This is a genomic window from Phycisphaerales bacterium, assembly GCA_020852515.1.
In the GTDB taxonomy this organism is placed as follows: domain Bacteria; phylum Planctomycetota; class Phycisphaerae; order Phycisphaerales; family UBA5793; genus UBA5793.
Window position 1 is genome coordinate 605,686 of sequence record JADZAS010000013.1, and the last position, 20,434, is coordinate 626,119.

Sequence of the window (20,434 nt, forward strand, 5' to 3'; positions counted from 1 at the left end):
GGACGCGCCGGTCGCGGCTGCACCACCCGGGGAGTATGATTGCGCGATGCACACGGCGTGGATGAGTCTGATGCGATCGGGGATGGCGGCGCTGACTGCCGTTCTCACTTCCGGCTGCGTCGAGCGCACCATCCGCATCACCTCCGAACCCGAGGGCGCGCTGGTGTACGTCAACGATGAAGAAGTCGGCCGCACGCCCTGCGAGACCGCGTTTCTGCACTACGGCACCTATGACGTCCGCGTGATCAAGGACGGCTACGAGCCCTACATGGGCCCGGCCGAGGCTTCTCCGCCGCTCTACGACCTGCCCGGCCCCGATCTGGTAGCCGACCTGCTGCCCGTGCGCTTGCGAAGCCAGGTCGACTGGCACTTTACGCTGCTGCCGGTGCAGGATGACGAAGCGGCGATGATCGACCGGGCCCGACAACTGCGCTCGCGCATGCACCAGGAGATGGGGCCGCCAGCCGAGGCGTCGCAGCCGGCAGAGGCATCCCAGCCGGCGTCCGCCCCACCCGAAGCGGCGCCCGAAGAGAGCGGCGGCTGAGGCGTAACGCCGCATTTTCTGCCAAAGCGCCGCCGGCCTGCAAAAAGCCGAATATCCACGCCTTTCGAGTCGTCTAGTCTTTGGAGAGCGGCCGGCCCGTCCAGCGGGCCCGGACGCCTTGGGCGAGAACGCGCACTGCGAGGAGCACGACCATGACGTTGCAGGGAATCAAGAGGATGTTGGCGCTGAGCATCGCAGGGGCGCTGGCCGCCGCGGCCATTGCCGGCGCGCAGGAGCCGGTCGAATCGCCGCCGCCGCCTGTCGAGGTGACCGCCAAGCGGGCGATTGAGGAACTCATCGACATCAACGCCAAGCTCGCCGCCGAGAATCAGCGGCTCGTCGCCGAAAACCAGCGCCTCGCCGCCGAAGTCGCGCGAGTCAAACTCGACACCGCCCGCATCGAAAAGCAGCGCGATGAACTGCAGAACTTCATCCGCGATCACGAGGAGTACGCCGAGAACTACGAGCAGTACACCTTCTTCCGCGAAAAGGCCGAGCGCGAGGAGCGGGCCCGTCAGGCCGCCGAGGCCCAGGCCCGGCGCGAGGCCGAAAAACTCCGCCAGCAGCAGGAGCGCGAAGAGCGACTGCGCCAGCGCAGCGGCGCCACTTCGGAAGAAGACACCGTGCTCGCCAAGCGCATCGACGTCCTCCGGCGGGCCGGTTACACGCGCGTGGGCGATCGCGTCTTCGTCGGCGAGATGGGCTACTCCTACCGGACCGAAACGCGCGAAGAAATCCGCTACAGCCCGCTCATCGACTTCTGGTATGTCGATCGCGATGAGGAAATCCTCTACAACGAGATGACGGTCTCGGGCAGCGTCATCCACGCCGGAACGGAAGAGCGCAATCTCTCCGTGGCGCTGGCCTTCTACGACGCAACCGGGGCGCAGATCGGCACCACAACGGTCCGCGTCGATGGCGCCAAGCCGGGCACGCCCTATCCGTTCACCTCGGTCGTGACCATGGCGGCCAATCGCCCGTTCAAGCGCTACTCAGCGTGGGTGCTCTACGACGATCCCACGTCGCCGCCGCCTGATGTGCCGCCGGCCGAAGCGCAGCCGATGCAGCCCAACTCGCCGCCTCCCGCGGATGGCTGAGCCGGCGCCAGTCTATTTGCGCGCGATGGCGATGATGTCGCGGTAGATGCCCGTGATCTGCGCGCGGTTAGCGATGCGCATGACTGTGACGGCCTCGATCTGCCGTTCGAGTTCGGCCATGGTGTATTCCGTGACGTGATAGGTCGGATCGGAGCAGCCGCCGAACTGCCACGCCGGCGTCGAGACGATAAGGTGCCCGCCGGGCTTGATGATCCGCGCCGCTTCGCGCAACACCGCGGTCGGATTGGGCAGGTGCTCGATAACGTCGAGCATGAACAGCGTCTGCGCCGCGGCGTCGGCCAGCGGAAGCGGGCCGGCGCTGATCCGCTCGAAGCGGGGCCGAGCGCCGGGATACGTCTGCGCCGCCGTGGCCTGATGCGCCTGGTCAATCGCGCTGGCCTCGGGGTCCAGACCGATGACTTCGACGCCCTGTTTTGCGAGCAGGTGGGCATACAGCCCGTCGCCGCAACCGAGATCGACGGCCGGGCCGGTGGGCGTGAGGCTGCAGATGATCTTCACGAGGTGATCGGCCCGCTGGCGGAAGGGTTCGACCTCGGCATAACTCTTCCAGTGCAGGGCCGGTCGCTGGTCGTACTTTTCAAACGGAAGCGCCGCCCCCCACCACCGCGGATTCCATAGCAATCCAGTGCCGGCGTAGCGCTGCCGGACCACGTCGAGATCGGGCGAGCGCCGATCGAACCCCCAGCGCCGGGCGAACTCCGCGTCGTGTGCAGACTGGTTCGGCAGGGTCGCCGGATCTTCAACGATCACATCGGGCACACAGAGGCAGCGCCGGCCTATCTTGCGAATGCGCAATGAAAGATCGAGCAGGGCGAGTTCGCCCAGCGAGTGGTCGAGTCCGCCGACCGCGTTCCATAGATCGCGCTCCACGGCGACCAATCCGGCGGCGATGGCATCGACTTCTTCCGGAAACCGGAAGGCATCAGCGGACAGGCCGTGTCCAAGGCTGTGACAACCCTTGGGATGAATGATGAACTCACCCATCGACACGAGTTGGCGATCAGCGCGGATGCGCTTGGCGCCGACGATGCCAAGATGAGGCAGGTCGCGCAGATACATCGCGAATCGATCGCGCCAGTCGTGTGGAGTGATCGCAGATTCGTCGAAGCCGGCGCGGCTGATGACGACCGCGCGCCAAGCCGGATCAACGTCGATCTGCCAGCACAAGGCAGCAGGTTGGGTGGCGTGAGCGGCTGCGAGCGAGGCGGTAGACATAGCACCGCTATCGGCTGCGCATCGCGAGACTCATGAACCGCGCGTGACTTGTTGCGAATGCGACACAAGGAGCGGACGCGCCGGGCCGGCCGCGGTAGAGTCGATGACACAGCCCTTGAGAATGCGCGCTATGCGGCCTTGGCGAACACGAACGACCGCCCCTGATAGTCGATTTCGACCTGGTCGCCGGGGCCGAATTCGCCGGCGAGCAGGCGCGACGCCAGGGCGTTTTCGATCTGCTGCTGGATCACGCGCTTGAGCGGGCGGGCGCCGTACACCGGGTCGTAGCCGAGGTCGGCAATCGCGTCGATCGCCGCATCCGTGAGTTCAACGTGGATCTCGCGTTCGGCCAGGCGCCTGCGGAGCAGGTTGACCTGGATGTGCACGATCTCTCTGATCTCTTCCCTGGTCAGTTGGTGGAAGACAATCGTCTCGTCGATGCGGTTGAGCAGCTCCGGCCGGAGCGTGCGCTTGAGTTCATCCTTGACGGCGGCCTCGATCTCCCATTCGGGAGCCTGGCGCGAGGCGAGTTCCTGAAGATGCTGACTGCCGATGTTGCTCGTCATTACCACGATGGTGTTCTTGAAGTCCACCGTGCGGCCATGGCCGTCGGTCAGTCGGCCATCATCGAGCACCTGCAGCAGCACGTTGTACACGTCGGGGTGCGCCTTCTCGATCTCGTCGAGCAGGATGACGCAATACGGCCGGCGGCGCACGGCCTCGGTGAGGCGGCCGCCCTCTTCGTAGCCCACGTATCCGGGCGGCGCGCCGATGAGGCGGGCCACGGAGTGCTTCTCCATGAACTCGCTCATGTCGATGCGCACCATCGCGTCTTCGGTATCGAAGAGATACTCAGCGAGGACCTTGCACAGTTCGGTCTTGCCCACGCCCGTCGGGCCGAGGAAGAGGAATGAGCCGATGGGCCGGCGCGGATCGCCCAGGCCAGCGCGGCTGCGGCGCACGGCGTCGCTCACGGCACGAACCGCTTCGTCCTGGCCCACCATGCGGCGGCCGAGGTACTCCTCCATGTGAACGAGTTTTTCCTTCTCGCCCTGCACGAGTTTGGAAACGGGAATGCCCGTCCACTTGCTCACGATCTCGGCGATGTGCTCGGGCGTGACTTCTTCGCTCACCATCATCGCGCCCGATGCCTGGCGCTTGCGCAACTCGGCCTCGGCGACTTGCACGTTCTTCTCAAGCTCGCGCAGTTCGCCGTACTGAATGCGGGCGGCACGCTCGAGATCGCCGAGGCGCTGGGCCTGTTCGAGTTCGGTGTGCTTGGCCTCGATCTTTTCTTTCATCGCCTTGACGGTGTCGAGTTCCTTCTTCTGTGCTTCCCACTGGGCGAAGAGCGAAGAACTCTTCTCGCTCAGTTCGGCCAGTTCCTTCTGCACCGCGTCGAGTTGTTTGCGCGAGGCTTCGTCGGACTCCTGCTTGAGCGCTTCGCGTTCGATTTCCAGGCGCATGATCTCGCGGCGGAGTTCGTCGAGTTCGCTGGGCATCGAGTCGTTTTCGATGCGCAGGCGAGCCGAGGCTTCGTCGAGCAGGTCGATGGCCTTGTCGGGCAGGAAGCGGTCGGCGATGTAACGGTGGCTGAGCGTGGCCGTGGAGATGAGCGCCGGGTCGGTGATGCGCACGCCGTGGTGGGCTTCGTAACGCGACTTGAGGCCGCGCAGGATGGCGATGGTGTCTTCGAGGCTCGGCTCGCCGACGAATACGGGCTGGAAGCGGCGCTCGAAGGCGGCATCCTTCTCGATGTACTTGCGGTACTCATCAAGAGTCGTGGCGCCGATGCAGCGGAGTTCGCCCCGCGCCAGCGCGGGCTTGAGCATGTTCCCGGCCGAGACAGCGCCTTCGGCGGCACCGGCGCCGACGATGGTGTGCAGTTCGTCGATGAAGAGAATGATCTGCCCGTTGCTCGCCGCAACTTCGCGCAGGACCGCTTTGAGGCGCTCCTCGAACTCGCCGCGGTACTTCGCCCCGGCAAGGAGCGCGCCGACGTCGAGCGCGACAATGCGCGACTGCTTGAGCGACGCGGGGCAGTCGCCGTTGACGATGCGCTGGGCCAGGCCCTCTGCGATGGCCGTCTTGCCCACGCCCGGCTCGCCGATGAGCACCGGATTGTTCTTGGTGCGGCGGCTGAGCACCTGCATGCAGCGGCGGATCTCCTCGTCGCGCCCGATGACGGGATCGAGCTTGCCTTCCTGGGCCTTTTCGTTGAGGTCGATGGCGTACTTCTTGAGCGCTTCGTACTGGCTCTCAGCGCCAGGGTCGTGGACGTTGGACACGCCCGAGGCCTGCCGCATCGCCTTGATGGCCTTGAGCAGGACATCGCGCTTGACGGCGTTGACGGAGAGCACTTCCTTGGCGTCGGACTTGACGTCGGCCAGCGCCAGCAGCAGGTGCTCGGTGGAGACGTAGGAGTCGCCCAGCGCCTTGGCTTCGGCGTCGGCCTTGTTGAGCACGGCGATGGTGTCCGAGGCGGCCGAAGGCTGGGCGCCCGAGACCGTCGGCAGGCGGCGCAGTTCGCCGCGCGCGATCTCCGCAATCCGGTCCGGGTCGGCGGCCGTACGTTCGATAATGGAGTGGGCGATGGACCGGCCGCTCTGGCCATCGGTCTCAAGCATCGCGGCCAGCAGGTGCAGCGGGCGGAGTTCGGCGTGCTGCATGCTCAACGCCAGTTGCTGGGCATCGGCAAGCACCTGCTGGGCCAACACGGTAAATCGATCCATCCTCATGTGCAACTCCCTCATGCGCGGCGGACGTCGTCGCCCCAAAGATCTAAGCAAGTCCGGGACCGGGCGGAAGTCGGGTAAAGGCCGCTTTTCAGGGAGCCGACGGGGCTTTCCCGGCCGCTGGCTGCAGATTGGACGCACCGGCCGAGTAAGGCTGTCGAACTGGCAGGCTGGCGCTGCAGGCAGACTCGGCCGGCTGGGTGACCGGGCACGCAAGAATTAACGCAGAAAGAGACATAGAAAACGGAAACTCCGCAGCACTCACGCCGGTCTGACGTATTCTGTATCCTGCAGCGTCGGGGGCGCGCTGGCGGCGAGCGGATCGTGGTGGAACAATGGAAAGGACGGGCGTCATGAAGTGGGGTCTGACATCGCTTTTTTGCCGATTTGAGGCCACGGCTGCGGCATCGCTGTTGGTCGCAGCGGGTGCTTCGTTCGCGGACCGACCCAACATCATCTTTATTCTGGCTGATGATGTGGGCACCGAAGCCATCGAGGGCCCGCACTGGGACAATGCCCTCAACTGCCACACGCCCAACCTCGCCCAGTGGGCGGCCAATGGGCGGTCGTTCACCAGCGCCCGCTCCTACCCCAACTGCTCGCCCACCCGGGCGGCGCTGATGAGCGGCCGCGAGGCGCTTCGCACGGGTGTTGTCGGTGTGATCTGGCCGGAGACGACGCCATCTATTCGCCAGGCGCTTTCTCTGCAGCCTCAGGAGACCACCCTCGCCGAGGCCCTCCGGGCTGAGAGTTACAACACGATTCTGATCGACAAATGGCACCTCGGCTGGGACCAGGGCGTGGGCATTCTGCCGCAGGAACAGGGCTTCGACGTGTTCTACCACTACGAGGACACGCTGCTGCTCGACGACCCGCTGGAAGTCGGCGACGAACATATCAGCCTCTCGGTCGATCAGGCGGTGGATGCCGTGCTGCATCGGGCGCGTCCCGACGATCCGTACGCCCTGTTCTTCTGGTCGATCGACGCGCACCAGCGAGAGGACCCCTCAGGGCGCGAGCCGAGGCCGTGGTGGAAGACCGATGAGCGGCTGCTGCCCAGCGGTGAACGCTACTACGACAATGACACCGACCGCAACCGCTACCGGGCCGTGGTTGAAGCACTCGACACGGAGTTGCTGCGCCTGCTTCAGGAACTTGATGTCGTAGACAGTCGCGGCCGCTATCGCGAGAGCAGCAACACCGTTGTTTTCTTCATGGGCGACAACGGCACGCCCCCCCCGGTATCTGTGCACGGCCAGCGGGCCAAGGGCAGCCTGTACGAACCCGGCATCCGTGTGCCGCTCTTCGTGTTCGGTGAAGATGTTTCGCACGACGGCCGGGCGGAGGACCGCCCCGTCAGCGCTTCGGACCTCTTCGAGACGATTGCCGACGTCGCAGACGTGTCGCTGGGCGCGCGCGGCGACGCGCCGCGCGACAGCCGGAGCTTTGCCGACCGCATCGGGTATTCGCCCACCGGCCCGGCTCGTACGCTGAGCATGTCGTTCGACGGCCAGCCGGATGACCCATCGCGGTCCCGCGTGGCGCTGACCAACGGCCGGTACAAACTCATCGCGCGCGGCGGCGGGCCGGCCCTGGCCCCGCTTTCGACCGACGAGTTCTACGACCTCGATGCCGATCCAGACGAGCGCGACAACCTCGTCCGCTCTGGCATGAACGGGAGCGAGCGCGCCGAGTACCTCGCCATGCGCGATCAACTCGTGGACTATTGGCCCTGCGCCATGAGCGAGCGGCTGTCCACGCAGGTTGACATCCCCGTCAAGGACGTCATGTGGATCGACGAGGAGAATAACCGGGGCACCTCCACGCTGACTCTGGGCACCTACCACCCCGAGCAGAGCGATGCCCGCGAATCGCGCGTGCTCATCAAGTTCCATATCGAGCGGCTCGAGTCGTTGCTGCCGCAGGGCAAGTCGGTCGATGACATCATCTCGGCGCAGATCGCCTTCGGCTTTGCGCGCGAATCGACCGAGCCGGATGAGACCGACACGGGCGTGATCCGCATCTATCCGATGACGGGGTCGTGGTCGTCGTCGGGGCAGACCAGTTGGTCCGACATCAACGAAGCGTTTGACTCGCAAACGGAATTGGGCCTGGTGGACCTGCCGCCGCACATCATTCCCAATCCGCCAGGCAGCAAGCAGTTTGGCGTGCCGCTGACACTCGGCACTCCGCTGAGCCTCGGCCGCAGCGAAGCGCTGGTCAATCAGGTTCGCTCCTGGCACGCCGGACCATCGAGCAATGATGGCGTGGTCCTCATCGCCGACGTCGTTCCCGGCCTGCACGGCGACCAGCGCGTCTTCCTGATGAACATCGCGGCGATCCGTGTGACACTGCGGTAGTTGCAGCAGATCGGAGCAGAAAATAAGTCCTGCGAGCTCAAGTAAATCCGAAACTTGACCTCGCAGGACTTTGTGCGTACATACAGACTCGTGCCGCAGGTCCTATTCGACTCGGGCGGTGTTGCTGACACGGCAGGTCGCCAGATCAAGCAACTGCAGATAACCGCCGCAGGCCTCCGCGGTCGTGTTCGAGAACAGCGTGCGGCTGCCATCCGCTCCCGACCCGAATGAAGTCCCATGGACCAGGTGGATGCCCTGCCAGCCAAGGCCCAGCCGCGTGCCTTCGCACGCATAGCCGTTGGGAATCACAAAAGCTCCGGTCGCGACGGCAAAGAGGATGGCCACCTGGCTGTTTGGCGTGGCGTTCTCCCAACTCACGCGGATCGGTCCACCGTCCGGACACGTGGCGTCCACGGTCAACGTCGGATTGCAGTCTCCGATCTCGTTGACATACACCATCCCCCGGCCGGAATCATGACGGGGAGAACCGACGGCGACTACGTCTGCCGAAATATCCGTCGAATTGCCGTAGAGGTCCTCCGGGGCACTGTCGGATGCGTGCAGTTTACCGTTGAACAACCACACCCCACCTGACCGGCTGAACAGGTACGCCGCCCCCGCCTGCGTGCCCAGTTCATTATCCCCGCGAGCACCAATGACGAGGTTGTCGCCATCGAGGCCCAGGTCGACGCCGAACAGTTGCTCGGCCTCGCCGTCAAATGGCAACAACTTCTGCGTTTGCACCCACGCCTGTCCGTTGTACTCAAAGACATACGCTGATCCGGAGTTCGCACCATTGGCGGCGTCGTGCCACTTTCCGATGAGAGCGCGATCACCTTGCACATCGACGGCGTTGCCGAAATCTTCGAAGTCCAGGAGGTCTGTGGAGCGGAGCTTCTGCTCAAAGGTCCACACGCCGTTGACGCGCCGGTGCACAAAGACCACGCCATGGTTGCCGGGCTGGCCGGGGTCCTCGACCTGGGGGGCGCCGAGCATGGCGACGTGTCCATCGAGGGCCACGGCATAGCCGACCTGATCGCCGCCCTCACCGCCGAACTCTGATCCGAGCTTCGCCTCCTGAGACCATGCGTTGCCTTCTCGCCGGAAGACATACGCGGCTCCGTGCTGCAAGTTCTCCTTGGGAGCGCCCACGAGAATCCCATCGCCGTCAATGGCGACGGACGAACCAAACTGAGCAAACTCCTCCGGATCACCCGCGAACAGTCGGGCCTCCTGCACCCAGTCAGAGTTGTTGCGACGGAAGACGTACACGGCTCCTGATTGCGTGCCGAACTCGCTGTCATCACGCGCGCCTACGACAATCAGATCGCCGCTGATGTCAACTGACCAGCCGAACCGATCTCCGTCGTGCGGGCTGTTGGCGATCAACTTGTCTTCATAAACCCAGTTGTTGCCGCTTCGCACGTAGACGTACGCCGCTCCGGCGTCAACAAACCCGGAGTGATCGTCGAGCTGTGCTCCGACGACCATGCGATTGCCTTCAATCCGGATGTCGTTGCCCAGTCGATCATCTGCGGCTCCATCGGGCGCCTGCAGGCGGACTCGCTCGCACTGGGCCAGGGCCACCTGGCCAAAGCCCACGCAGGCGAGCATTGCCGTCGCTCCCAACGTGCACCAACGGATCCGTCCTTGCTCAGCGACTGATGACTTGCGTTCAACCATTCCTGTGTGGCTCTTCATTCGGCACCTTCCCCTTCTGTTGAGGTGGACTTCAGTGAAGGGTCGCCCGTCAAAAGTTGAAACGAGCAACACCCGCTCGTGGAGTATGACGCATTTGCGGAGAGCTGTCCATCCCCAATCCCGAGAATTCCCACTCGAACCGGGGGGAAATCATCGCGATTTTCTCCACAAGGTCTTGCGATGTAAAATGTTGCGCCAGTTCTTCAGGCGGCAAAACCGGTGTCAAATCCCCATGGGCGACGCGCGGTGCGCCGCTCCTTGATCAGGAGATCAACGCTGGCCACGACGGCCGCCGAGCAGATTTCCACGCCGAATGCGGCCGCCGCTGAGGGGCGGAGCACTTGCTTGAAAGTTCGCTCCGGCCCCACCTGCCCCGGCCTACTGTACTTGTCCAACTGACCGATCTGGCCGATGCGGACCCAGAAAAGAGCGCCGGCCGCCGCCAGTCCGCCTCATTGGAGCCACACCGTGGATCTCCTGGACCTGGTGCAGGAACGGCACGATCGCCCGTGGACGAACGACGGGGTGGTGCTCATCGCCGAAGTTGTGCCCAACCTCGGGGGAGATCAGCGGGTGTTCCTGATGAACATCGCGGCTCTGCGCCTGACGATTGACTGAGCCGACCGGCGAAGCCGTGGCCGAAGCGAAACCGAGCCGCATGCACGCGCGGCCCGGGCGGACGAGCCGTCCGCCGATGAGGGGCTGCATCAGACGTTGGCGCCGGCCGATTGCGTGTGGTGCCGCCGCTGAGCCTCGATTCGCAGCGCCTCGCCGCGCCCCGTGAGGAGTCGCCGCAGATGCCGCGCCAGCACCAGCCGGTCAATCACCGGCCCGATCAGCCAGACCGGCGCAGCGAAATCGAGCACATCGATCATGAGCGTCCCGCCCTCGATGGCGTCAAACTGGTGGAGGTGGTCGAACGAACGGAATGGCCCGCGAACCTGGCGATCACGAAAGAGCCGCGGCGGATCGAACTCGGTAATGCGCACCGTGAGGCGCTGACGAATGCCCAAGTGCCGCGCTTCCCAAGTGACGGCCTCTCCCATCCCGATGAGGCCCGAAGTGACACCGCCGACCGCGCGCTCACCAGTATCGCCCATCGAGGCGAGGTGAAAGTCGATGTCGCGCGCCAGGTCGAAGCACACTTCGCGCGGAGCGTCGATTATTGTCCTGACCTCAATTCGCACGGAGACCTCAACCGCGTGGGAGCAGAACCCTAGGCGGCGCGGCGAAGACGGCTCGCGGGAGTCCCGCCGGGGACTTGGTCGAGGCCCGGCCTCACCCGATCGCGGCGTCGGCCGCCTACTGTTGTCAATCGCGAACTGCTTCCGCCCGATGTTGAACGGGCTCGCTGAGATCTGCGCGGCCGAATGTTGCGCCACAGGCTGCATGAATCGCGTTCCGTCACTGCCATCCGGAGCCACACCGTGTCGATCTCGAAGATGAAACGCATTCTCATCACCGGCGGAGCCGGGTTTCTCGGCTCGCACCTGTGCGACCGGCTCGTCGCCCAGGGCCACGACGTCATCTGTCTCGACAACTTCTTCACCAGCCAGAAGATCAACATCTCCCATCTGCTGGGCAAGCCCAACTTCGAACTCATCCGCCACGACGTCACCCACCCCATCTGGCTTGAGGTCGATGAGATCTACAACATGGCCTGCCCGGCCAGCCCGATCCACTACCAGTGGAACCCGATCAAGACAATGAAGACCAGCGTGATCGGGATCATCAACGTGCTGGGCATGGCCAAGCGCACCCGCGCCAAGGTGCTGCACGCTTCGACGAGCGAGGTCTACGGCGACCCGGAGGTGCACCCGCAGCCCGAGTCGTATCGCGGCAACGTCAATCCCATCGGGCCGCGCGCCTGCTACGACGAAGGCAAGCGCGCCGCCGAAACGCTCTGCTTCGATTACCACCGATCCAACGGCCTGAACATCCGCGTCATCCGCATCTTCAATACATACGGGCCGCGCATGCATCCCTATGACGGCCGCGTGGTGTCCAACTTCATCCGCCAGGCGCTCACCGGCGAGGACATCACCATCTACGGCGACGGAAGCCAGACGCGGTCGTTCTGCTACGTCGATGACCTCGTCGAGGGCATCATCCGCATGATGAACGGGCCGGATGATTTCATCGGCCCGGTCAACCTCGGCAACCCAAACGAGTTCACCATCAAACAACTCGCCGAGATGGTGGTCGAGATGACGGGCACGCGCTCGAAGATCATCTACGAGGACCTGCCTGCGGATGACCCGACGCAGCGTCAGCCGGTGATCGATCTGGCGAAGGACAAGCTTGGCTGGGAGCCAAAGATTCAGTTGCGCGAAGGACTCGGCAAAACCATCGAGTACTTCAAGGGCGTGGACCTGGCGCAGTTCCGCGTGCCGACGCCCAACGGGTGAGGGCGAGCCGGCAGTGAAGGTCGGGGGCCCATTGCGCAGGCCGCCGCACGACGCATCGTTCAACGAGCCGAAGGCAAGCGCAGCACCGCGCCCGCGCCCGCAGCGGCTTCATCGACGTGCCCTGCAACCGTCCGCCCGTCAATGTCGACAACGGCGTGCAGATGCACTGCGGTGGCGTGGTGCGTCATGACGCCGGCTGCGTCGGGCGCGTAGAAGCCGACGATGACCGCCCGCCCCGGCGCCGGGCTCGACCAGACCCACGGCTGGGCGTCGATCGTCGCCGGATCAACCGCGCTGGGGCAATAGCCGTTGACGACGTGCAGATCGACGCGGATCGCATCGCCTTCGATCACAAACGGAAACGGCTTGCTCGTGTCGATTCCCATGTCGCGCGCCGCGGCTTTGATGGACGACTCGAGCGCGGCTCCTTCGATGGTCGTTGTCACTGGAACCGACTCCCAGCTGGCAATATGCGCCAGCGTCAGAAGCGTGGCCTGATCGTGTGCGAGCGGCGCCGGCCCGCTCACATCCACGCCTTCATGCGCCACCCGGGCGACCCAGACCGATCCATCCACGATCGTGACTTCGCCCGTCAGGCCTTCCAGCGCGCCCACGCCATAGGCATGCGGCGCGGCGACGGCATCCGTCAGGCGGATGCGAGGCTCGGTCTGTCCTTCGCGCATGACCTGCCGCATGGCGCCGTATTGCGCCACGCTGGTGGTGCGGGTCGTGCAGCCGCCAGGCACGGCCGCGGCTGCGAGGATGCAGACAGCACTGCAAAACCGGAAGAGCAAAAGCGAAGGCGAGGGAGCGCTGGAGGCGAGATTGTTCATGCGTGTCATACTCCGCTGAAACCATCCACGTTGCACGATCGCGCGAAGATCCTGCTGCGCGCCGTCACACCAGATCCGGCCGGGGATGCGGGTGCATCCAGCGCTGCCAGAACATCTTCAGGGCTGGATCGTCGAGGCCTTGGAACGGCACGATCGTGTGCCCCTCCGGCCCGACGAGTTCGGCGGCGACCATGTCGTTGAGGCCGACGCGCATTGAGTAGATGTAGACGGTGGAGTCGAGAATGCTCCAGCGCCGACCCTTCCAGTCGGAGTAGACACCCATGCCCAGCACGGGCGCCCGCGCTTCGGAAACATGCACGCCGTGGGCTCGGAGAAGTTGCACGCCAAACGCCGCCACCCCGACGGCCAGGCAGGCCGTGACGATGAAGTCGCCGCGCATGGCGCTACTGATCATCAACCACAGAAAGAACAAGACGAATACAACCTGGATCCAGTATTGCCGAGACCGGCGCGACATGCCGCCGAGCATCCGCTCCGGCTCGACAAAGGCGTCGTCCAGCGGAATCGCCTGGACCGGGTTGCTCACCTCGTGTTGGAGAATGACCAGCGCCGGCGGGAGGCCGGCGCTTCGCAGCAGTTCCTGGAACCGATGCCGCCAGCGCTGATCGGCGCGGCCGGTGAGCCAGTGGTACCGGCACAGCCCGCCGACTTCCAGCAGCGCCCCGCGCACCACGGATGAGCGATCATCAGGGTCGAGCGGCGTCTGGGTGTGAATGCGCCAATCCTCGCGCCATTGGCGGCGGCGCCGGATCATGCCGGGAATCACGAGCAGTGCAAAAAAGGCGGACTGCGCGACAATGATCCCAACCACGCTCGGAGTGATGCCGGAGCCGCGCACCCAGTGCACCAGCATCACGCCTCCGGTCATTCCGGCGAGCACGAAGCCAGCCATGCGGATGCCGCCGACGAGGTTGTTGGAGTAAGCGAGCGTCGTGGAACCGGACTGGGACTTGACGACGACGACCGGCGGCGGGGCTGCAGGTGCCGCGTCGGCCGCCACGCCAGTGTGCCGGGCAAGCGCTTCAGTCATCGTGGGCGATTGTACCCCGGCGCCTCGGCGCGCCGCCCGCTTCGGCTTCACAAACCTATTCGCCGCGCCTCACCGGATCGTTGCCACGCTGCTCGTCGTGCACGTGGCGGCGTCTAACAACTGCAGGTAGCCGCCGCACGCGCTCGGTCCGACGCTGGCGCTAATCGTCCGCGTGCCGCGCGGTCCGGCGGCGCCGCGATAGGCCACGCGCAGTTGCGATGCGCCCAGACCCAGAACTGTGCCGGCGCACGGGCTGCCGGGCCGGATGACGTATGACCCGAGTTCCGCGGCGAAGATGAGCCCGACCTGCGCGTTGGGCGTGGCGCCGCACCAGGTGATCATCATCGCGCCGCCATCGGGGCAAGTGGCGTCCACCGCCAGCGCCAGCTGCGGCACCTGCAGCAGCACGGAGATCGAGGGTGTGTCACCAAAGTTGCGGCAGGTGATGAGCAGGTCGTCGAAGCCATCTTCATTCAGATCCGCCGCGACGATGCCCGTCGGCTGCGGGCCGGCGGCAAACTCGACGCGCGGCATGAGCGCGCCGCTGCCGTCGCCGGCGTTGAGGAACACCTCCGCCCCGGTGCTGTCGCCGGTGGCGACGCAGACATCGATGTACCCGTCGCGGTTGAGATCGGTCGCCGCGACGCCCGACACCGTGCCGCCGGTGGCGTAAGGCGTGTTGCTCGAGAAGCCGTTTACGCCGTTGCTGATGCACACGATGATGCGGTTGTTGTACTGCTCGGCCGTGACGACGTCATCGATCCCGTCGCCGTTGATGTCGCCGGCTGCGACGGCATGTTTGAGCGCCGAGCCGCCGGTGCTCGCGTACACGGTGAACTGGCCGGCGCCGTCACCCTGCAGCACCGTCACGCCGGAGTAGTGCGAGATGGCCAGATCTGCCTTGCCGTCGCGGTTGAAATCTCCCTTGCACATGTCAGTGGCGAGCAGGCCGGCCGCGGCGGGAATGTGCGCCGCGGGCTCGAAGGTGCCGTCGCCGTGGCCGAGAAAGACCGTGGCGCCGTGCGTGACGTTGTTGGCAATGACGAGGTCATCCATGCCATCGCCGTTCCAGTCTCCGGCAACGGCAGCGACGGGAAAGCGGCCGGCGGTGAGGCTGGCCATCAACGCGAACGCGCCGCCGCCGCTGCCGCGATAGACGTGCACCGCTGTATCCGCGTTGCCCCCGACGGTGCCGACGATGTCGCGATGCTGGTCGCGATTAAAATCGCCCGAGGCCAGACCCCACCAGTGGAGCGTGTTACCGAAGTCGGTGTTATCGACGAGCGCGCCCGATCCATCGCCGAAGAGAACGGTGATGAGGCCCGGGCTGCTGTCGGTGCCCCACATCGACACGACGGCGTCGAGATGTCCGTCGCGATTGAAGTCATCGCTCTGGATGCGGCGCGGCTCGCTGTTGGAGGCCTCGTACGAAACCATCGGCTCGAACGAGATGTGCGGCGTCTGTCCGAGCGCCGGCGCGGCAATCAGCAGCAGGCAAGCGACGAGATGCACGGGCTCGTGGTTGATCGCGGCGAATGGAATCGGTTTGCGGATCATGGCGTTCACTCCACAGCAGCCGGCGCGCAACGCAGCACCATCTGCCGGAATGTTAACGCCGCGATTGCCGCCGCCTTGCATCGCCGCACGCCGGCGCCTCTCAATCAGCGCATGGCGCGGCCATGCAGCGCCGAAACGGGGCGGTTTCCCTGATCAATCCGGGGCGGCGATCAGCCTTTGAGCGCATCGGGATTGAGCCCCTTGAGATCATCTGCGATAAACAGGCCGTCCTTGCGGATCACCTCGCCGTCGAAGGCAATCGTGCCGCCGCCGTAATCGGGCCGCTGGATCATCACCATGTCCCAGTGGATCTCCGACGAGTTGCCGTTGCTCGCTTCGTCGTAGCACCGGCCGGGCGTGAGGTGGATCGAGCCGGAGATCTTCTCATCAAAGAGAATGTCCTTCATTGGATGCATGATGTACGGGTTGAAGCCGATGGCGAATTCCCCGACGTATCGCGCGCCGTCATCGGTGTCGAGGATCGAATTCAGCTTGGCGGTCTTGTCGCGGGCCCTGGCGTCGACCACCTTGCCCTTCTCGAAAGTGAGGCGGATGTTGTCGAACGTCAGGCCGTTGTAGAGCGTGGCGCAGTTGTACTGGATGACGCCGTTGATGCTATCGCGCACCGGCGCGGTGAAGCACTCGCCGTCCGGAATGTTGCGCCGGCCGCAGCAGGGAATGGCGGGAATGTCCTTGATCGAGAACTTCAGATCCGTCTCGCCCGGCCCCTTGAGATGGACCTTGTCAGTTCGGTTCATGCGGTCGCGCAGCTTCAGGCAGGCCGATTCCATGCGCGAATAGTCGAGCGTACACACGTCGAAATAGAAGTCTTCAAACTGCTCCGTGCTCATCTGGGCAAGTTGCGCCATGCTCGGCGTGGGCCAGCGGAGCACGCACCAGCGCGTGTGGTTGACGCGCTGCTCAAAGTGCACGGGCTTGGCGTACAGCCTGCCGACCTTCTTCATCTGGTCGTCGTCGATGTCGGAGGCTTCGCTGACGTTCTGCGAGCCTCGCAGGCCGAGATACGCCGCCATCTTCTCCATGCGGTTGCGGTCGTAGCCGGCCCAGGTTGTGAGCTGTTCGTCGCCGGCCGTGCGGTTGAGTTCGCGCATGATGCGGCCGTTGCGGATGGCCACGTGCGGGTGCCCGCCGCGCCGCCGGGCGGCGCGGATGGACGCGATGATCATCTCCTCGGGCAGGTCGAAGGCCTCGATGAGGATGTGCTCGCCCTTGTGCAGGTCGGTCGAGAAGTTGATGAGCAGGTCGGCGAGTCGGGTGTAGCGAGGGTCGGCGAGCATGGCTTTTCTCCCTTGATAAGCGGCGAGCGCGGCGAGGGCTGTCGAAGCGTCAGGATATGCGCGCTGTTTAGCCGCGACCCAAAGGCTCTGCGCAGGGGATCGCGTCCGGCGAATCGGAGGCTACCAGACTCGCCGGGCCTAGGATTGGCCATGGTCGATTTGCCCGCAGCCTTTCCGCGAATCGTCTCGGACCCTGCCGTGCTCCGCGGCAAGCCCTGCATCCGTGGAACGCGCCTCAGTGTCGAGTTCATTCTCGAATTGATCGCGAGCGGCGCCGGTCGAGAGGATGTGGTTCGCGCTTACCCGCAGCTCACCGTGGATGACGTAAGCGAAGCGGTGCTCTACGCGGCGAGGTTCCTGGAAAACGAAGTCGTCACTCAGTCCGCCGCCAAGGCGTCGTGATGCTCCGACGATTCAGCTGCTCGCAGACGAGAACATCCATTCCGAAGTTGTGGCGTTCCTGCGCGACGGCGGCTTCGATGTGCTGACGGTCTTCGACGATGAGTCGCTCAGGAGTGCCGGCGATGACATCATACTTCAGCGCGCGTTCGAAGAGAACCGCGTAGTGCTCACGCATGACGCCGACTTCGGCACGATCGCCGTAGCAGGTTTCCGTCCGGTCGTGGGCATCGTGTTTCTACGACCGGGGCACATCGATCCAAAAAGTACCATCGAAACGCTGCGGTTCATACTTGCCGGTGATTTCGAACTGCAGCCACCGTTCGTACTGGTTGCGGTTCGCCAAGCGGAGAGTGTTCGCGTTCGCGTGAGAAGGCTCGGCTGAGCCCAACGCCGCACGCGGCTTTACACCGCCGAGGCGATGAGCAGGTGCCGCGCGGCGAGGCGCTGCCACTCGGCCCGCAGGCCCGCGGCGCCGACGGGGACGTTGCCCAGTTGCCGCGACTCGATCGACGCGGCGAGGCTGCCGAGATAACCCGCCTGCACGAGATCACCACCGGCGCACAGCGCCAGCGTCGCCGTCGAGAGCATCGCATCGCCGCAACCGAGCGGATCGATGCCGATGGGACCGAGGCCGGGAATGTGATCGCTCTTGAGCCGCGCGGGCAGATCAGCCAGGCGCGGCTGGCCGGCGCTGCGACGCGAAAACGCGATCACGCCCTCAGCCCCCATCGTCACCAGCGCCGACTGCACGTTCGTGCGCTCAAGCCAGCGCCACACGACGGCGCCCAGGCCGTCGGCAAAATCGCTCATCGCTTCGCGCAGTTCATCTTCCGTCGGGCACACCAGATCCATCTGCTGCAGGCGCAGCAGGCTGGCGCGCTTGCCCGACACGTCGCCGGCCATGATGCGCACGCGCGGGCGCAGTTGCTGAATCAGCCGGTCAAGCGTCGCAGGCGTGAGTAGCCCCTGACCGAAGTCGGCGAAGATGACGCCATCGACGCCGCCATCCTGTGTCGCCGCTTCTAGCGCGAGCCGGACGAACTGCGATCGGCCGCGCTCGTCGATGGTCATGGGCCGGCCGAGGTCCACCTTCATGACCTTCTGCGCGCCGACGAGGTAGCGCTGCTTTTCGGTGATGCTCTGATCGCTCTCGATGCTGCGCACGGCGATGCCCTGGGCCCGGAGCCGCTCGACGAAGAGCACAGCCGCATCATCGCGGTGCGGAAGCGCAGTAACCAGTTCCGCCTGCCCGCCGAGCGAAGCGATGTGCCGGCAGATGATCGCCGCCCCGCCGTCGAATGTCTGGCTCTGCAGCGGCCGCAGCGTCATTACCGGGCTCTCCGACGCCACCTCCGGCCGCTCGCAGTGGACATAGCGGTCGATGATCGGCTCGCCGATGACCACGATGCGCTTGCCCGAGAACTGGTCCACAATTCCTTCGAGCGTCGACGGCCGCAGGTCGTTGACTTCGCTGAGTTGCTCCAGGGCTCGATCGATCGGATCGTGGTTGTTCGTCAGTGCTGCGATGAGCGCGCTCGAACTGAAGACGATGTCGCCGCTCGAGAAGACGACGCGCCCGCCGTGGCTCTCGACGGCCTCGCGCTCAGCCAAGAAGCGCGGGTCGCGGTTGCTCTCGTACTCGCGCCCTTTGAGATAAACATCGGGCTTGACCTGGTTGATCACTTCCAGCGCGGTCGGATGCGGATCGATGTAGACCCAGTCGACGCAGTTGAGCGCGGCGAGATTCTCAGCGCGGAGGCGTTCGGGGATCAGCGGCCGGCCGGTGCCCTTGTCGATCATCCCGTCGCCGGAGATGGTGACGAGGAGGATGTCGCCGAGCCGGGCGGCGAACTCGAGGTGCCGCACGTGCCCGGGGTGGACGAGATCGAAACAGCCGTGGCAGTGGACGATCTGCCGGCCCTGTTCGCGCGCTTCGCGGCAGCGGGCCAGCAGCGTGGGCAGGCTGAGGACTTTGCTCTGAGACGAGGCGGACGGGGCCATTGCCGTCTGTTATCGGCCCGCGCCGGGCGGAGGATGCAGTTTCGCAGACCCGCCGCTTGCGGCTTCGCGCGCGGCGCGCTCAAGTCGCCAATGGAATTCGCATGTCCGCCCTGGCAATAGCCGATAACACCGCACGGGCGGAGAACGACTTTCCCGCTCGCAAGCACCAGACGATTCTGCAGATTCGGAGCCTCACATGACGCGCATTCTCGTTACCGGAGCCGGCGGCTTCATCGGGCACTACCTCGTCACTTTCCTCCGCGAACAGGGGCACTGGGTGCGCGGGGCCGACCTCAAGTACCCGGAGTTCAGCCGTACCGACGCGGATGACTTCCAGATCTGCGACCTGCGCCGGTGGGATGACTGCCTCAAGGCCACGCGCGACGTCGATGAGGTCTACGCGCTGGCGGCCGACATGGGCGGCATGGGCTTCATCTCCTGCCACCACGCCGAAATCCTCAGCAACAACCTGCTCATCAACCTGCACACCATCGAGGCCGCGCGGGCCAATGGCGTGTCGCGCTACTTCTACACCTCGTCCGCGTGCGTCTACCCGGAGTATCGCCAGACCGAGACGAACGTCACGCCGCTGGCCGAAGAGCACGCCTACCCCGCACAGCCGCAGGACGCCTACGGCTGGGAGAAGTTGACCACCGAAAAACTCTGCGAGCACTACACCGGCGACTACGGCCTGCCGACGCGCGTGGCCCGCTTCCACAACATCTACGGCCCGCTGGGCACGTGGGAAGGCGGCCGCGAAAAAGCCCCCGCCGCGCTGAGCCGCAAGATCGCGATTGCCAAGCTCACCGGCAACCACGAAATCGAACTCTGGGGCGACGGCGAGCAGACGCGATCGTTCTGCTACATCGACGACTGCGTGGAAGGCATCTATCGCATCATGCAGTCAGACTGCGGCGAGCCGCTCAACCTCGGCTCGGATCGGCTCATTTCCATCAACGACCTCGCGCTGCTCATCGCGTCGATCGCGGGCATCGACATCCGCATCAGGCACATCGACGGACCGATGGGCGTGCGCGGCCGCAACTCGGACAACTCGAAACTTCGCCGCGTGCTCCACTGGGAGCCGACGATCGACCTCGAAGAAGGCCTCGCAAAGACCTACGAGTGGATCGAAGGCGAAGTGGCCAAGTCTATGAAAATCGCCGGTGTCCGCACCGCGGCAGCGTAGAACTCACACCTCGGCGCCAGGA

17 protein-coding genes are annotated in these 20,434 nt (G+C 65.0%); 8 read left to right on the plus strand and 9 right to left on the minus strand.

The annotated features are described in order from the left end of the window. Window positions 1-46 precede the first annotated feature (46 nt). Complete coding sequence (locus IT430_08715) at window positions 47-544, plus strand: PEGA domain-containing protein (GenBank protein ID MCC6908006.1); 498 nt, start codon at window positions 47-49, stop codon at window positions 542-544. A 152-nt stretch (window positions 545-696) separates the two neighbouring features. Beyond that, window positions 697-1,641 (plus strand): septum formation initiator family protein, encoded by a 945-nt coding sequence (locus IT430_08720; protein MCC6908007.1) that lies wholly within the window; start codon window positions 697-699, stop codon window positions 1,639-1,641. A 12-nt stretch (window positions 1,642-1,653) separates the two neighbouring features. Here the strand turns inward: IT430_08720 and IT430_08725 are convergent, their stop codons facing one another. After that, entirely contained in the window at window positions 1,654-2,877 is a 1,224-nt protein-coding gene (locus IT430_08725) for a methyltransferase domain-containing protein (GenBank protein ID MCC6908008.1), read from the minus strand. Window positions 2,878-3,005: 128 nt separating this feature from the next. Further along, window positions 3,006-5,615, minus strand: coding sequence for an ATP-dependent chaperone ClpB (gene clpB, locus IT430_08730; protein ID MCC6908009.1), 2,610 nt, complete (start codon window positions 5,613-5,615; stop codon window positions 3,006-3,008). A gap of 350 nt (window positions 5,616-5,965) precedes the next feature. Here clpB and IT430_08735 point away from each other — a divergent pair, with 350 nt between their 5' ends. Then, the gene (locus IT430_08735) at window positions 5,966-7,972 is read left to right on the plus strand and encodes a sulfatase-like hydrolase/transferase (GenBank protein ID MCC6908010.1); all 2,007 of its coding nucleotides are present in this window, start codon (window positions 5,966-5,968) and stop codon (window positions 7,970-7,972) included. 102 nt (window positions 7,973-8,074) lie between these two features. Here the strand turns inward: IT430_08735 and IT430_08740 are convergent, their stop codons facing one another. Beyond that, the gene (locus IT430_08740; protein MCC6908011.1) at window positions 8,075-9,586 is read right to left on the minus strand and encodes a hypothetical protein; all 1,512 of its coding nucleotides are present in this window, start codon (window positions 9,584-9,586) and stop codon (window positions 8,075-8,077) included. A 555-nt stretch (window positions 9,587-10,141) separates the two neighbouring features. On the opposite strand from IT430_08740, the gene IT430_08745 reads away from it, so the two are divergent. Beyond that, window positions 10,142-10,291, plus strand: coding sequence for a hypothetical protein (locus IT430_08745; protein ID MCC6908012.1), 150 nt, complete (start codon window positions 10,142-10,144; stop codon window positions 10,289-10,291). 89 nt (window positions 10,292-10,380) lie between these two features. On the opposite strand, the gene IT430_08750 is transcribed toward IT430_08745, so the two are convergent. Further along, on the minus strand, window positions 10,381-10,860 hold the full coding sequence (locus tag IT430_08750; GenBank protein ID MCC6908013.1) for an SRPBCC family protein: 480 nt from the start codon (window positions 10,858-10,860) through the stop codon (window positions 10,381-10,383). 255 nt (window positions 10,861-11,115) lie between these two features. Here IT430_08750 and IT430_08755 point away from each other — a divergent pair, with 255 nt between their 5' ends. Continuing rightward, window positions 11,116-12,081, plus strand: coding sequence for an SDR family oxidoreductase (locus IT430_08755; GenBank protein MCC6908014.1), 966 nt, complete (start codon window positions 11,116-11,118; stop codon window positions 12,079-12,081). A gap of 59 nt (window positions 12,082-12,140) precedes the next feature. Here IT430_08755 and IT430_08760 read toward each other — a convergent pair whose 3' ends face one another. The 4 genes from IT430_08760 to IT430_08775 form a co-directional block, all read right to left on the minus strand. Further along, window positions 12,141-12,914 (minus strand): acetolactate decarboxylase, encoded by a 774-nt coding sequence (locus IT430_08760; protein MCC6908015.1) that lies wholly within the window; start codon window positions 12,912-12,914, stop codon window positions 12,141-12,143. A 64-nt stretch (window positions 12,915-12,978) separates the two neighbouring features. Continuing rightward, on the minus strand, window positions 12,979-13,965 hold the full coding sequence (locus IT430_08765) for a hypothetical protein (protein MCC6908016.1): 987 nt from the start codon (window positions 13,963-13,965) through the stop codon (window positions 12,979-12,981). A gap of 69 nt (window positions 13,966-14,034) precedes the next feature. Continuing rightward, window positions 14,035-15,522 (minus strand): VCBS repeat-containing protein, encoded by a 1,488-nt coding sequence (locus tag IT430_08770; GenBank protein ID MCC6908017.1) that lies wholly within the window; start codon window positions 15,520-15,522, stop codon window positions 14,035-14,037. Between the two features lie 170 nt (window positions 15,523-15,692). Beyond that, on the minus strand, window positions 15,693-16,820 hold the full coding sequence (locus IT430_08775) for an aminopeptidase (protein ID MCC6908018.1): 1,128 nt from the start codon (window positions 16,818-16,820) through the stop codon (window positions 15,693-15,695). 150 nt (window positions 16,821-16,970) lie between these two features. On the opposite strand from IT430_08775, the gene IT430_08780 reads away from it, so the two are divergent. Both IT430_08780 and IT430_08785 read left to right on the plus strand, forming a co-directional pair. After that, on the plus strand, window positions 16,971-17,222 hold the full coding sequence (locus tag IT430_08780; protein ID MCC6908019.1) for a DUF433 domain-containing protein: 252 nt from the start codon (window positions 16,971-16,973) through the stop codon (window positions 17,220-17,222). A 49-nt stretch (window positions 17,223-17,271) separates the two neighbouring features. Beyond that, window positions 17,272-17,604, plus strand: a complete 333-nt coding sequence (locus IT430_08785; protein MCC6908020.1) for a DUF5615 family PIN-like protein — start codon at window positions 17,272-17,274, stop codon at window positions 17,602-17,604. A 20-nt stretch (window positions 17,605-17,624) separates the two neighbouring features. Here the strand turns inward: IT430_08785 and IT430_08790 are convergent, their stop codons facing one another. Continuing rightward, window positions 17,625-19,223 (minus strand): adenylyltransferase/cytidyltransferase family protein, encoded by a 1,599-nt coding sequence (locus tag IT430_08790; protein MCC6908021.1) that lies wholly within the window; start codon window positions 19,221-19,223, stop codon window positions 17,625-17,627. Between the two features lie 196 nt (window positions 19,224-19,419). Here IT430_08790 and IT430_08795 point away from each other — a divergent pair, with 196 nt between their 5' ends. Then, complete coding sequence (locus IT430_08795; protein ID MCC6908022.1) at window positions 19,420-20,412, plus strand: NAD-dependent epimerase/dehydratase family protein; 993 nt, start codon at window positions 19,420-19,422, stop codon at window positions 20,410-20,412. The last annotated feature ends 22 nt before the right edge of the window (window positions 20,413-20,434 follow it).